Genomic DNA, 12,835 nt, shown 5'->3' with positions numbered 1-12,835 from the left:
ACGCTGAGGTCAAGACGATCATGAACCGGGTGCACATCCGCCTCGAACCAACCGGTCGGAGCCGGAACCAACGAGGTCGAGCGGGCCGCCGTCGTGGCGGCTGACGCCGGGAGCTGACGCGGCAGGGGCCCGTCACCCCGCCGGCGACGGGCCCCACCCGCGTACGGTCAGTATTCCTTCTCGATCTCCGCGCGGAGGGCGACGAACTCCGCCGCGGCGGCGGCCGAGGAGGAGAAGAACAACACGATGAGCCCGACGCTGCCGTGATCGGCCCACGCGCAGACGCCCAGCGGCACGCCGGCGGACTCGCCGTCGCCGCACTTGGCCACGCCGCCCTGCGGTCCCGGGGCGATGGCGGTCAACCGCTGCACCGCCAGGTTCTTCGACAGGCCCTTGACCGTGTCGTCGAGCTCCCGTTCGGGATTGAGCACGAAACTGCTGGCAGCGATCACCATGACCATGTCCCGATCCTTGGCGCTGCCGTAGAAGGCCCCGGCGACGCTGGACTCGCTGCTCACCGAGGACCGCAGCTCGCGGACCATGTCGTCGGTGGCCTTGCGCAGGGCCGGCTCGGTGCTCTTCGCGCGCCCGCCGAGGGTCTCCGGCGTGACGACCCGGATCCGCGGGGCGGAACTGGGCGTGGGGGACGGGGCGTCGGACGACGGGTCGGCGCTCGGCGTGGCCGGCGGCGTGGTCGTGGCGACCGTCGGGGTGGGCCGGGGGTCGGGGTCGTCTCGGCCTTCGTAGGCGAGGTAGGTGATGCCACCCCCGCCGAGGCAGAGCACCAGCAGCCCGACCAGGCTCAGGGTCAGCACCAGCTGGTTCGACCGCGCGGGCTGGCCCGGGTGGGGAGCGGGTGGCGGGTAGCCGGCGTACGGGCTGGTGGGGAACCCGGCCTGGGGCGCGGCGGGATACCCGCCGTACGGCTGGTGGGGATAGGGCTGCGTGGGCGCGGGGCCGGGCGTCGGGGTGGTGGGCCAGTTGCCGTCGTACGCCGGCTGACCGCCCGGCGGGGGCGCCCAGCCACCTGCCGGCGGCGCCGGGTAGCTCTCCGGGCGCGGCGGGGGGTAGTCGTAGTGCGGCTCGTGCTCCGGCTGCCCGGACCAGGGATCGACCGGCGGTGAGGACATGATCAGCTCCAGGCGAGGGGGCGAACGGGTGATCGTAGCCAGCCACGGCACGGTACCGCTGTCCCGCTCTCGACCGTACCGGCCGCAACGACGAACGCGGTGGCTACCACCATCCAAGCTGGACGGGGCAACCACCGCGAACGCGGGGGCGGTGCGCGAGGAAGGGCACCTTCCTGACGCATGGCGTCGAGAAGGTGCCCTTCCTTGCCGCTGTCAGGCGGGGAGGCTCGCCACCCCGTGCGGCAGGAACCGGCGGCCCGTGACCCGCTCCGAGGTGCCGGTCCGGTCCAGGTACGGCGTGATGCCGCCCAGGTGGAACGGCCAACCCGCGCCGAGGAGCATGCACAGGTCGATGTCCTGCGCCTCGGCGACGACGCCCTCGTCGAGCATCAGCCGGATCTCCTGCGCCAGCGCGTCGAGCGCGTTCTGGCGCACCTGCTCGGCGGTCAGTGGCTGGTCGCCGACCACGAGCAGCTTCGCCACCTCGTCGTTGATCTGGTCGTCGACGACGATCGGCTGACCGGAGTCGGCGATCCGCTTGAGGTTCTCGCTCACGCCGAAGCGGTCCGGGAACGCGGCGTGCAGGGTGCCGCCCACGTGGTACGCGACGGCCGGCCCGACGAGCTGGAGCAGGGCGAGCGGGCGCATCGGCAGACCCAGCGGGTCCAGCGCGCTGTCAGCCACGTCCAGCGGGGTGCCGGCGTCGACGGCCGCGAAGACGGTGCCCAGGAAGCGGGTGAGCAACCGGTTGACCACGAACGCCGGGGCGTCGGAGACCAGCACGCTCGACTTCTTCAGCTGCTTGCCGACCGCGAACGCGGTGGCGAGCGTGGCGTCGTCCGTCCGCTCCCCCCGGACGATCTCCAGCAGCGGCAGCACCGCGACCGGGTTGAAGAAGTGGAAGCCGACCACCCGCTCGGGGTGCTCCAGCTCCTCGGCCATGGCCGTGATCGACAGGGAGGAGGTGTTGGTGGCCAGCACCGCCTCCGGCTTGACGATCTTCTCCAGCTCGGCCCAGACCTGCTTCTTCACGGCCAGGTCTTCGAAGACGGCCTCGATGACGAAGTCGGCGTCGGCGAAGACGCCCTTGTCGACAGAGCCGCTGACCAGGCCGTACAGCTTGGCGGCCGTGCCCTTGTCCATCCGGCCCTTGCTGACGGCCTTCTCGATCTGGGTGTGCACGTAGCCGACACCCTTGTCGACGCGCGCCTGGTCCAGGTCGGTCATGACGACCGGCACCTGGAGGCGGCGGGCGAAGAGCAGGGCGAGCTGGCTGGCCATCAGGCCGGCGCCGACGATGCCCACCTTGGTGACCGGGCGGGCCAGGCCCTTGTCCGGCGCGCCGGCCGGCCGCTTGGCCCGCCGCTGCACCAGGTCGAACGCGTAGAGGCCGCTGCGCAGCTCCTCGGAGAAGACCAGGTCCGCGAGGGCCTCGTCCTCGGCGGCGGTGCCGGTGGCGAAGTCGGCGTCCTTCGCCGTCTCCAGCAGGTCCAGCGCCTTGTACGCGGCCGGGACCGCGCCGTGCAGCCGCTGGTCGAGGGTCTGCCGGGCGAAGTAGAGCACGCCCGCCCACATGTCCCTGTCGACCTCGGGCCGGGTCACGGTGACCTCGCCCCGCACGACGCCGGCGGCCCACTCCAGGGACCGCTCCAGGAAGTCGGCCGGCTCCAGCAGCACGTCCGCGATGCCCATCTCGGCGGCCTGCTTCGGCTTGAGCATCTTGTTCTGCATCAGCGGGTTCTGGATGATCACCTGCGTCGCCGCCGGGATGCCGATCAGGTTCGGCAGCAGCTGGGTGCCGCCCCAGCCGGGGATCAGGCCGAGGGAGACCTCGGGCAGGGCCAGCGCCGCCGCGCCGCCGGAGAGCGTCCGGTAGTGGCAGTGCAGGGCCAGCTCCAGACCGCCGCCCATCGCCGCGCCGTTGACGAAGGCGAAGGTCGGGATCTCGCTGTCCCGGAGCCGGGCGAAGACCCGGTGCCCGAGCCGGCCGATCTCCAGGGCCTGCTCACGGTCGGCGAGCTGCGGGAGGCTGGTGATGTCCGCGCCCACGCAGAAGACGTACGGCTTGCCGGTGACCGCGATGAACGCAGGCTTCGCGGCCAGGGCGGCGGTGATCGCCTCGTCGAGGCTGGTCAGGCCGCCCGGGCCGAAGCTGTTCGGCTTGGTGTGGTCGAAGCCGTTGTCCAGGGTGATCAGGGCGGCCGGTCGGTCCAGCCCCGGTACGTTCACCTGGCGCAGCAGCGCCCTGGTGACGACCTCGTTCGTTGCGGCGAGCGCGCTCACTGTGCCTTCTCCGTTCGCGACTGCGGGACTCGCAAGCCCGGCTCATTCCTCGCGCTCACTTGTCTCCACCCTCCCAGTGGGGGTTCTCCCAGATCACGGTGCCGCCCATGCCGATGCCGATGCACATGGCCGTGAGGCCGTAGCGGACCTCGGGGTGCTCGGCGAACTGCCGGGCGAGCTGGGTCATCAGCCGTACGCCCGAGGAGGCGAGCGGGTGGCCGATGGCGATCGCGCCGCCCCACGGGTTGACCCGCGGGTCGTCGTCGGCGATGCCGAAGTGGTCGAGGAACGCGAGCACCTGCACGGCGAACGCCTCGTTCAGCTCGAACAGGCCGATGTCGTCGATGGTCAGGCCAGCCAGGCGCAGCGCCTTCTCGGTCGACGGGATCGGGCCGACGCCCATCACCTCGGGCTCCACGCCGACGAAGCCGAACGACACCAGCCGCATGGCGACCGGCAGGCCCAGCTCGCGGGCGACGTCCTCGGAGGCGAGCAGGCTCGCTGTGGCGCCGTCGTTCAGGCCGGCCGCGTTGCCCGCGGTGACCTTGCCGTGCGGGCGGAACGGGGTCTTCAGGGTGGCGAGCTTCTCCAAGGAGGTGTCCCGGGGGGCCTCGTCGACCGTGGCCATGCCCCAGGCGTTCTCCTCGTCGCGTACGGCCACCGGCACCAGGTCGTCCTGGAGCTTGCCGTTGGCGTACGCCTTGGCGGTCTTCTGCTGCGACGCGAGCGCGAACGCGTCGGTGCGCGCCTTGGTGATGTGCGGGACGCGGTCGTGCAGGTTCTCCGCGGTCGCGCCCATGACCAGCGCGGACGGGTCGACGAGCTTCTCGGCGACGATCCGCGGGTTGGGGTCGACGCCCTCGCCCATCGGGTGGCGGCCCATGTGCTCGACGCCACCGGCGATGGCGACGTCGTAGGCGCCCATGGCGATGCCGCTGGCGACGGTGGTCACCGCGGTCATGGCGCCGGCGCACATCCGGTCGATCGCGAAGCCGGGGACGGTCTTGGGCAGGCCGGCCAGCAGGGCGGCGGTCCGGCCGATGGTCAGGCCCTGGTCGCCGATCTGGGTGGTGGCGGCGATCGCGACCTCCTCGACCCGCTCCGGCGGCAGCTGCGGGTTACGGCGCAGCAGCTCGCGGATGCAGCGGATCACCAGGTCGTCGGCGCGGGTGTTGGCGTACATGCCACCCGCCTTGCCGAACGGGGTACGGACGCCGTCGACGAAGACGACATCCCGAACTTCACGGGGCACTTGAGCCTCCTCTTCGACCACGTTTCGGTCGCGCGCCGACGGGGCGGCGCCACAGACCGAACGAAGGTCGCCGGCACGGGCGTGTTCCCCCGGATGCTACTCGCCAGTAACCACTGCTCGCACCCACTCTGCTGTGGCCCACCCCACACCACCGTGCCAGCGCCGCCCCCGTCGATCATGGAGTTGTTGCTCCGACACGCCGGACGGGGCGACAACAACTTCTCGATCAACGGGGAGGGCGGGGTGGAGAGGGGGTGGGTCAGGGGGTTGGGGGTGGGGCGGCCAGGGCGTCCGTCAGGGTGGGGAGGAGGAGGGTGATCTGCCACTCGCGGGCGTGCAGGCCGCGCAGGGCCTCCGCGACGGTCGCCTCCGTCACCTCCTGCGGGGGCGCCCAGGCCAGGCGGCGGATCGAGTCGGGGGCGACCAGGTTCTCCGGCGGCAGGCGGTGTGCGCCCGCGATGCGGACCACCACCTCGCGGCAGCGGGCCAGCCGGGCCGCCGCCACCGGGTCCCGTTCGGCCCAGCGGTGCGGCGGCGGGGGACCCTCGACCGTCGGGGTGACCGGCAGCGCGTCGTCGGGCAGCTGACGCGCGTCGTCCAGCGCGGCCAGCCACGTGCGGGCCAGCCGGCGCACCGAGCGCCCGCCGAAGCCGGGCAGGGTGAGCAGGGTCTTCTCGTCCTTCGGATCCAGCTCCGCCGCCGCGACGATGGCCGAGTCCGGCAGCACCCGACCCGGGGCGGCGTCCCGCCGGGCGGCGATCTGGTCCCGCGCGTACCAGAGGGAACGGACGCGGGCCTGGGCCCGCGCCCCGCGTACGCGGTGGATGCCCGAGGTGCGCCGCCACGGCTCGGCCCGCACCCGCGGCGGGCGGGCGCCGGTCTGCACCAGCGCCGCGAACTCCTCCGCCGCCCACGCGGACTTGCCCTGCCGGCCCAACTCCTCGTCGAGCGCGTCGCGCAGGTCGACCAGCATCTCCACGTCGAGCGCGGCGTAGGTCAGCCAGGACTCCGGCAGCGGCCGGCTCGACCAGTCGGCCGCCGAGTGGTGCTTCTCGAGGCTGAACCCGAGTAGCTGCTCGGTCAGCGCGGCCAGACCGACCCGCTCGAATCCGGCCAGCCGGGCGGCCAGTTCGGTGTCGAACAGCCGACGCGGGCGCAGCCCCAGCTCGGCCAGGCAGGGCAGATCCTGGCTGGCCGCGTGGAGCACCCACTCGGCCTCGCCGATCACCGTGTCGAGGGCGCTCAGGTCGGGCAGCGGCAGCGGGTCGATCAGCGCCGTGCCGGAACCGGCCCGGCGTAGCTGGACCAGGTAGGCGCGCTGGCTGTAGCGGTAGCCCGAGGCGCGTTCGGCGTCCAGGGCGACGGGGCCGGTGCCGGCGGCGAAGCGGGCCACGACGTCGTCCAGCTCGCTGGGCGTGGCCGCCGGCTGAGGTGTGCCCTCACGCGGGGCGGTCAGCGGTACGGGCCCGTCGGTGGTCGGTTCGGTCCCCGCGGCCTCCGGTTCCGGTCGGGCCGACGGCGAGTGGTGCGCATCGTTTCCCGTACGGCTTTCGGCGGGCCGACGGCGCAGGGGTGGTTCGTCGGTCACCTGACAACCCTAGTGCGCGACGCGACGCGGTGGGTGAAGCCGGTCCGGTGTGTGTCGGCCGGCCGGTCGGCCCGGGTGGCCCTCCGGCGGTCGGACATAGGGGAAGACAAAGCCCGTTGGCGCAGGTACGGTCCATCGAGCCATTGCACGGCTAGGGCATCATGTCCGAAACGGAGCGGGGCGTCTACGGGGAGGCAAGGCGAATGACTGCTGGCTACGGGTCGGCGGACACGGGATCGGGCGACGGCGGGTTCCCGCCGGGAACGGCCCGGCCCGGGCCACTGCCGCCCCGGATCGAGCCGACCGCCCCCGCGTACCTGCCTCCGGGCACCCCCGGGCAGGCGCCGGTCGCCCCCTCTCCCCGCCCCGCCTGGTCGCCGCCGGCGCAACCCGGCCAGTGGGGCGCGGCCCCGGCCGGTCCGCCGGCCCCGGCCGCCGCACCCAAGGCCGGCGGCTGGGGGCCCGGCAGCACGCCGTCGACACCCCCGGGCCCGTCCCCGGCCGGGAGCACGCCGTCGTCGGCCGGGAACCCGCCGGGGCCCGCCTGGCCGCCCGCGTCCGGGTCGGTGCCGCCCGGCCAGCACCACGCCCCGGTCCCCGGGCCGGGACAGCCGTACCCCGCCGCCGGGCCCGCCCCGGCGACGAAGGGGCGCGGGCTCACCGTCACCGCGCTCGTGCTCGCCGGCCTGCTGGCCGTGGTGACGGGCGTGCAGGCGTACCAGATCAACCGGCTGTCGAACCGACTGGCGGCCACCGACGGCAAGGTCGCGGCGGCGCAGGCGGCCGACGGCACCCGGCTCGACGGCCTGGAGTCCCGGGCGGAGGCGCTGGAGAAGCAGGCCGGCGCCGCCTTCAACCCCGAGGCCGTCGCCAGCGCGGTGCTGCCCAGCGTGTTCCGGGTCCGCGCCGGCAACTCGACCGGCACCGCGTTCGCGATCGGCAAGCCGGCGGCGGGCGGGGGCACCAACCTGTTCACCAACTACCACGTGGTCGACGCGCTCTGGCAGACCGGCGAGCGGGAGGTCTTCCTGGAGCGCACCGACCAGCGCTTCCCGGCCACCATCGTCCGGGTCGACGAGGCGAACGACGTCGCCCACCTGCGCACCAACGGCAAGTTCACCGGCCTGATCGCCGCGTCCGCTCCGGTGAAGTCCGGGCAGCAGATCGTGGTCGTCGGCGCCCCGCTCGGCCTGGAGGACAGCGTCACCACCGGCGTGGTGAGCGCGTTCCGCGAGGCCGGCGGCGGCGAGGGCCCGGTCATCCAGTTCGACGCCCCGATCAACCCCGGCAACTCCGGCGGCCCGGTCATCAACGGCAGCAAGCAGGTCGTCGGCATCGCCACCGCCAAGGCCCGCAACGCCGAGGGGATCGGTCTCGCCGTACCGATCAAGGTCGCCTGCGACGGTTTCAAGATCTGCTGACCCCGTCAGCGCCCAGCCCACCCCCCTTGGCCCGGCGGGCCTGCCGCCCGGACCAGCACACGTGGAGGAAGAACGACATGTCCCAGCCACCGACCGGGCCGGAGGGCTACCCGCCGTACCCGCCGGCCGCGCCCGGTCAGCCGCCGGCGGGCGGCACCACGTACGGCAGCCCGCGCCAGTACACGCCCGAACAGCCGGACGCCGGCCAGCAGTACGCCGCCCCGCAGCAGTACAACCCGGCCCCGTCCGCCGGTCACCCCCAGTCCGCGCCGCCGGCCGGGCCGGGCGGCTACCCGCAGTCCGCACCGCCGGCGTCGCCCGGCTACGCCCCCGGTGTCGCCTCGCCCGGCACCGCCGGCCAGTTCTCCGGCGGGCCGGCGTACGGGCAGCCGATGTCCGTGCCCCCGTCCTCCGGGCCGGCGTACGGGCAGCCGATGTCCACCCCGCCCGGCTCCGCCCCGCCCTTCGGCGCCCCCGCGCCCGCCGGCCCCGGCAAGAGCTACAAGGTGCTGGTCCTGGCGGTCGTGGCCGGGCTGCTCTTCGTCCTCGGCGGGGTGATGACGGGCCTGTTCGTGTCGACCAGCAACGAACTGGACCGCACCGAGAAGAAGATGGCCAGCGAGGTCAGCCAGCGCGACGGCACCATCGCGGCGAACGGCAAGGAGATCGAGAAGCTCAAGACCGACCTCCAGGCGGTCCGGGACAAGCTCGGCGACACCGAGCAGGACCTCACCGGCACCCGCAACGACCGGGACGAGCAGGCCCGGCAGAAGAAGGTCATCGCCAACTGCCTCGACAAGCTCACCACCGCGCTCGCCGCGGCGGCGAACGGCAACAAGGCGGCCTACGACAAGGCCATCCAGGGCATGGACAAGGTCTGCAACGAGGCCGAGAAGTATCTGTGAGGTGACCCGCCTCGGGGTCAGGCCGCGCCGGCGGGGCGACGTTCCGGCAGCGCGGTCACCCCGGGCGGGGGCAGCCCGGCGGTGGAGGCCAGCAGCGCGCACCAGGCCAGCAGGTGCGGGCCGAGGCCGTCGTCGACCGGCGTCCAGGAGGCGCGGATCTCGATGTCGCCGGCCGCGGGCGGCCCGGCCAGGTCACCGAACCGCGTCGACATGGTCTGGGTGATCGTGCCGCCGAGCGCCCGGTGCCCCGCGTCCTGCGCGTCCAGGGCGTCCGTCAGCCACGTCCAGCCCACCCCGGGCAGCAGCGGGTCGGCGGCCAGGTCGGCCTCCAGCTCCGCCGTCACGTAGGTGACCAGCCGCAGCGTGCCCTGCCACGCCTCGTGGCCGGCGGGGTCGTGCAGCAGGATCAGCCGCCCGGAGGCCACCTCGTCGCCGTCGCGCAGGACGACGGCGGAGAGCGCGAAGGCGTACGGGGCGAGTCGCTGCGGCGCGCCGACCTCCTCCAACAGGATCTCCGACCGGGGCGCCGCGGACCGCAGCCCCGTGACCGCGCGGGCGAAGGTCTCCGGGAGCGCGATCGGGGGGGCCATGCCGGCAGCCTATGCCGCCGGCCGGTCGCCCGCCCGAGAGGCGCGCCGATGCCGCCCACGTCGCGGCGGTGCCACCGCCCCCGGACGGCGTCCGCGGGCGCCCGCAGCGGGCGGACCCGTGCCGCGACGCCGGGGCGCCCCGCCGGCCGACCGGGATCACAAATGGTGAAGCTGCCCGTTGCCGAACGCGTCGCGCGTGGCACGATGGCCGCGATGACCACTACCACGACGGGCGCCGACGCCCGAGACGAAGACCCCCGCCCCGGCGGACCGGCCGACTCGCCCTTCGTCCGGGCCTGCCGGCGCCAGCCCGGCCCGCACACCCCCGTCTGGTTCATGCGTCAGGCCGGCCGCTCGCTGCCGGAGTACCGCGCGATCAGGGCCAACGTGGCGATGCTGGAGTCCTGCCGCCGTCCCGAGCTGGTCACCGAGATCACGCTCCAACCGGTACGCCGGCACGGGGTGGACGCCGCGATCCTGTTCAGCGACATCGTGGTGCCGGTCGCCGCCGCCGGGGTGGACCTGGACATCGTGCCCGGCACCGGCCCGGTGGTCGCTGAGCCCGTACGCACCCTCGCCGACGTGGACCGGATCCGCCCGATCACCCGCGACGACGTCTCCTACGTGGACGAGGCCGTGCGGATGCTCGTCGCCGAGCTGGGCGAGACCCCGCTGATCGGCTTCGCGGGAGCGCCGTTCACCCTGGCCAGCTACCTGGTCGAGGGGGGCCCGTCGCGTACCCACGCGAAGACCAAGGCCCTCATGTACGGCCAGCCGGAGCTGTGGCACGCGCTCTGCGGCCGGCTGGCCGAGGTGACGCTGGCGTTCCTGCGGGTCCAGGTGGCCGCCGGCGTCTCCGCGGTGCAGCTCTTCGACTCGTGGGCCGGGGCGCTGTCGGAGGCCGACTACCGCCGGTTCGTGCTGCCGCACTCGGCGGGCGTGCTGGCCGGGCTGGCCGACGCGGGGGTGCCCCGGATCCACTTCGGGGTGGGCACCGGCGAGCTGCTCGGCGCGATGGGCGAGGCCGGCGCCGACGTGGTGGGCGTCGACTGGCGTACGCCGCTGGACGTGGCGACCCGGCGGATCGGGCCGGACCGGGCGGTGCAGGGCAACCTGGACCCGTGCGTGCTGTTCGCGCCGTGGCCGGTCGTCGAGAGCGAGGTGCGGCGGATCCTGGAGCAGGGTCGGTCCGCCCCCGGGCACGTGTTCAACCTGGGGCACGGGGTGCTGCCGGAGACCGACCCCGATGTGCTGACCCGGGTGGTCGCCCTGGTGCACGAGCTGTCCGCCGAGCCGGCCGACCGGAGCTGAGCGGCATGCGGGCGCCGTGGCGGGTGGCGGTGGTCGGCGGCGGGATCGCCGGGCTGGCCGCCGCGGTCCGGTTGCGGGACCGGGCCCCCGCCGGCACCGAGATCACCGTGTACGAGCAGTCCGGCCGGCTCGGCGGCAAGCTGCGCACCGGTGAGCTGGCCGGCTCGGCGGTGGAGTTCGGCGCGGAGTCGTTCCTGATGCGCGACCCGGCCGGTTGCGAGTCCGCCGCCGTGGCCCTGGTCCGCCGGCTCGGCCTCGGCGAGCGGATCGTGCACCCCACCGTCGGGCAGGCCGCGCTCGCCGTCGACGGTGGGCTGCGCCCGATCCCGGGCGGCACGCTGGTCGGCGTACCCGGGGATCTGGAGCGCGTGGCCACGGTCGCGCGCCCGGCGGCGGACGCCGACGTCGACGCCGGCCGCCCGCTGCTCGGCCCGGACGAGGACGTCTCCGTCGGCGCGCTGGTGCGGGCCCGGTTCGGCGACGAGGTGGTGGACCGGCTGGTCGACCCGATGCTCGGCGGCGTCTACGCGGGCCGGGCCGACGATCTCTCCCTGGCGACGACGATGCCGGCGCTGGCCCGGGCCGCCCGGGTGGAGCACACCCTGGTGGGCGCGGTCCGCGCCGCGCAGGCGGCGGCCCCCCGCGCGCCCGGGGCGCCGGTCTTCGGCACCCTGGCCGGCGGGCTCAGCACCCTGGTCGAGGCCGCGGCGGCGGCCAGCGGGGCGACGATCCGGCGGGACGCGGCGGTCCGCGAGCTGGCCCCCACCGGGGCCGGGTGGCGGTTGACCGTCGGCCCCACCCGGGATCCGGAGCTGGTCGACGTCGACGCCGTGGTGCTGGCCGTGCCGGCCCGCCCGGCGGCCCGGCTGCTCGCCGGCCCGGCGCCGCAGGTGGCCGAGGGCGTCGGCGGGCTGGACTACGCCAGCGTCGCGCTGGTCACCCTGGCGCTGCCCGAGCCGGAACTGCCGGAGCTGTCCGGCTTCCTGGTGCCGAGCACCGAGGGCCTGCTGATCAAGGCGTCGACCTTCTTCACCACAAAGTGGGGCCACCTGCGCCGCGCCGACGGGCTGGCACTCGTCCGCGCCTCCGTGGGCCGCTACGGCGAGGAACGGCAGGTGCAGCGCACCGACGAGGACCTGGCGGCCACCGTGCACCGGGAGCTGTCGGCCGTGCTCGGCGTACCGTTGCCCGCGCCGGTCGCCGGCCACGTGCAGCGCTGGGGCGGGTCGCTGCCGCAGTACACCCCGGGCCACTCCGACCGGGTGGCCGCCGCGCGGGCGGCCCTGCGGGCGAGCCACCCGACGCTGGTCCTGGCCGGCGCCGGGTACGACGGCGTCGGGATCCCGGTCTGCGTCCGCTCCGGCGAGACGGCGGCCGAGGAGATCATCACAGCACTGGGAGGATCGGGGACATGACCGAGCAGACCAACGCGGCCCGGCTGCGGGAACTCAACGACAGCATCCGCTACACGATGTGGTCGGTGTACCGGGCGACCAGCCCGCTCCCGTCACTGCGCGAGAACGTCACCGGTGAGGTCGAGGCCCTCTTCGCGGAGCTGGCCGGCAAGGACGTGGTCGTCCGCGGCACGTACGACGTCTCGGGGCTGCGCGCCGACGCCGACCTGATGATCTGGTGGCACTCCGCCTCCAGCGACGCGCTCCAGGACGCGTACCTGCGGTTCCGGCGTACCACCCTGGGCCGGGCGCTCACGCCCGTGTGGTCGCAGATGGCGCTGCACCGGCCGGCGGAGTTCAACAAGAGCCACATCCCGGCTTTCCTCGCCGGCGAGGAGGCGCGCGCGTACGTCTGCGTCTACCCGTTCGTCCGCTCGTACGAGTGGTATCTGCTGCCGGACGCCGAGCGGCGCGAGCTGCTCGCCGAGCACGGCAAGATGGCCCGCGGCTACCCGGACGTGCGGGCCAACACGGTCGCCTCGTTCGCGCTCGGCGACTACGAGTGGATGCTCGCGTTCGAGGCCGACGAGCTGCACCGGATCGTCGACCTGATGCGCGACCTGCGAGGCTCCGGCGCCCGGCGGCACGTCCGGGAGGAGATCCCGTTCTACACCGGCCGCCGCCGTCCGGTCGCCGACCTCGTCAACGGCCTCGTCTGACCGGCCCGCGCGACCGGCCCGCGCGACCGGGCGGGCGAGCGGGGGCGGCGGTGGTTGGCGTTCCGGTCCTGTCGAGCTGCCCCGTGGGGCGGGGCGGCGGCGCGCCCGGGGCGCTCTCACGGTGGGGCGGTGGCGTGCCCGCGGTGGTCGCACGGGTGGGGCAGCTCGACAGCGACGTGCGGGTGCTGATGCGCGAGCCGGCCGGGGTCGCGTCCCGGAGGGAGTGGGACGCGACCCCGGCC

At 74.5% G+C, this 12,835-nt stretch carries 10 protein-coding genes; 5 read left to right on the top strand and 5 right to left on the bottom strand.

Annotated elements, in window-relative coordinates:
* Positions 1–167 precede the first annotated feature (167 nt).
* The 4 genes from ACGFIR_RS10450 to ACGFIR_RS10435 all read right to left on the bottom strand — a co-directional run bounded on the left by ACGFIR_RS10450 (position 168) and on the right by ACGFIR_RS10435 (position 6,253).
* Positions 168–1,130 (bottom strand): hypothetical protein, encoded by a 963-nt coding sequence (locus ACGFIR_RS10450; protein WP_393144422.1) that lies wholly within the window; start codon positions 1,128–1,130, stop codon positions 168–170.
* Between the two features lie 213 nt (positions 1,131–1,343).
* A complete protein-coding gene (locus tag ACGFIR_RS10445) occupies positions 1,344–3,413 on the bottom strand; it encodes a 3-hydroxyacyl-CoA dehydrogenase NAD-binding domain-containing protein (RefSeq protein WP_393144420.1) in 2,070 nt (689 codons plus the stop codon).
* A 55-nt stretch (positions 3,414–3,468) separates the two neighbouring features.
* On the bottom strand, positions 3,469–4,665 hold the full coding sequence (locus ACGFIR_RS10440) for a thiolase family protein (RefSeq protein ID WP_393004046.1): 1,197 nt from the start codon (positions 4,663–4,665) through the stop codon (positions 3,469–3,471).
* Between the two features lie 259 nt (positions 4,666–4,924).
* Positions 4,925–6,253, bottom strand: coding sequence for a ribonuclease D (locus tag ACGFIR_RS10435; protein WP_393144418.1), 1,329 nt, complete (start codon positions 6,251–6,253; stop codon positions 4,925–4,927).
* A gap of 203 nt (positions 6,254–6,456) precedes the next feature.
* On the opposite strand from ACGFIR_RS10435, the gene ACGFIR_RS10430 reads away from it, so the two are divergent.
* Together ACGFIR_RS10430 and ACGFIR_RS10425 are read left to right on the top strand one after the other, a co-directional pair.
* Positions 6,457–7,674: a trypsin-like peptidase domain-containing protein gene (locus tag ACGFIR_RS10430; RefSeq protein ID WP_393144416.1), complete on the top strand. Its 1,218-nt coding sequence runs from the start codon at positions 6,457–6,459 to the stop codon at positions 7,672–7,674.
* Between the two features lie 77 nt (positions 7,675–7,751).
* Complete coding sequence (locus ACGFIR_RS10425) at positions 7,752–8,579, top strand: hypothetical protein (protein WP_393144414.1); 828 nt, start codon at positions 7,752–7,754, stop codon at positions 8,577–8,579.
* Positions 8,580–8,596: 17 nt separating this feature from the next.
* Here ACGFIR_RS10425 and ACGFIR_RS10420 read toward each other — a convergent pair whose 3' ends face one another.
* The gene (locus ACGFIR_RS10420; RefSeq protein ID WP_393004038.1) at positions 8,597–9,169 is read right to left on the bottom strand and encodes a DUF3000 domain-containing protein; all 573 of its coding nucleotides are present in this window, start codon (positions 9,167–9,169) and stop codon (positions 8,597–8,599) included.
* 213 nt (positions 9,170–9,382) lie between these two features.
* Here ACGFIR_RS10420 and hemE point away from each other — a divergent pair, with 213 nt between their 5' ends.
* The 3 genes from hemE to hemQ are packed head-to-tail and all read left to right on the top strand — an operon-like array spanning position 9,383 to position 12,593.
* On the top strand, positions 9,383–10,480 hold the full coding sequence (gene hemE / locus ACGFIR_RS10415; RefSeq protein WP_393144412.1) for a uroporphyrinogen decarboxylase: 1,098 nt from the start codon (positions 9,383–9,385) through the stop codon (positions 10,478–10,480).
* A 5-nt stretch (positions 10,481–10,485) separates the two neighbouring features.
* Positions 10,486–11,895, top strand: a complete 1,410-nt coding sequence (hemG, locus tag ACGFIR_RS10410) for a protoporphyrinogen oxidase (RefSeq protein ID WP_393144410.1) — start codon at positions 10,486–10,488, stop codon at positions 11,893–11,895.
* The gene (hemQ, locus tag ACGFIR_RS10405; protein WP_393004032.1) at positions 11,892–12,593 is read left to right on the top strand and encodes a hydrogen peroxide-dependent heme synthase; all 702 of its coding nucleotides are present in this window, start codon (positions 11,892–11,894) and stop codon (positions 12,591–12,593) included. Before hemG ends, hemQ begins: the two co-directional genes overlap by 4 nt.
* Positions 12,594–12,835 lie beyond the last annotated feature (242 nt).

The organism is Micromonospora sp. NPDC049051 (assembly GCF_043197575.1).
Lineage (GTDB): Bacteria > Actinomycetota > Actinomycetes > Mycobacteriales > Micromonosporaceae > Micromonospora.
The sequence above is the reverse complement of the archived record's forward strand: the minus strand, read 5'-3'. Positions and strand labels throughout refer to the sequence as shown.

Bases quoted from the DNA above. Each gene is read 5' to 3' on its own strand.
- ACGFIR_RS10450 (WP_393144422.1), bottom strand. From the start codon at position 1,130: ATGTCCTCACCGCCGGTCGATCCCTGGTCCGGGCAGCCGGAGCACGAG.
- ACGFIR_RS10430 (WP_393144416.1), top strand. From the start codon at position 6,457: ATGACTGCTGGCTACGGGTCGGCGGACACGGGATCGGGCGACGGCGGG.
- ACGFIR_RS10425 (WP_393144414.1), top strand. From the start codon at position 7,752: ATGTCCCAGCCACCGACCGGGCCGGAGGGCTACCCGCCGTACCCGCCG.
- ACGFIR_RS10420 (WP_393004038.1), bottom strand. From the start codon at position 9,169: ATGGCCCCCCCGATCGCGCTCCCGGAGACCTTCGCCCGCGCGGTCACG.
- hemE (WP_393144412.1), top strand. From the start codon at position 9,383: ATGACCACTACCACGACGGGCGCCGACGCCCGAGACGAAGACCCCCGC.
- hemG (WP_393144410.1), top strand. From the start codon at position 10,486: ATGCGGGCGCCGTGGCGGGTGGCGGTGGTCGGCGGCGGGATCGCCGGG.
- hemQ (WP_393004032.1), top strand. From the start codon at position 11,892: ATGACCGAGCAGACCAACGCGGCCCGGCTGCGGGAACTCAACGACAGC.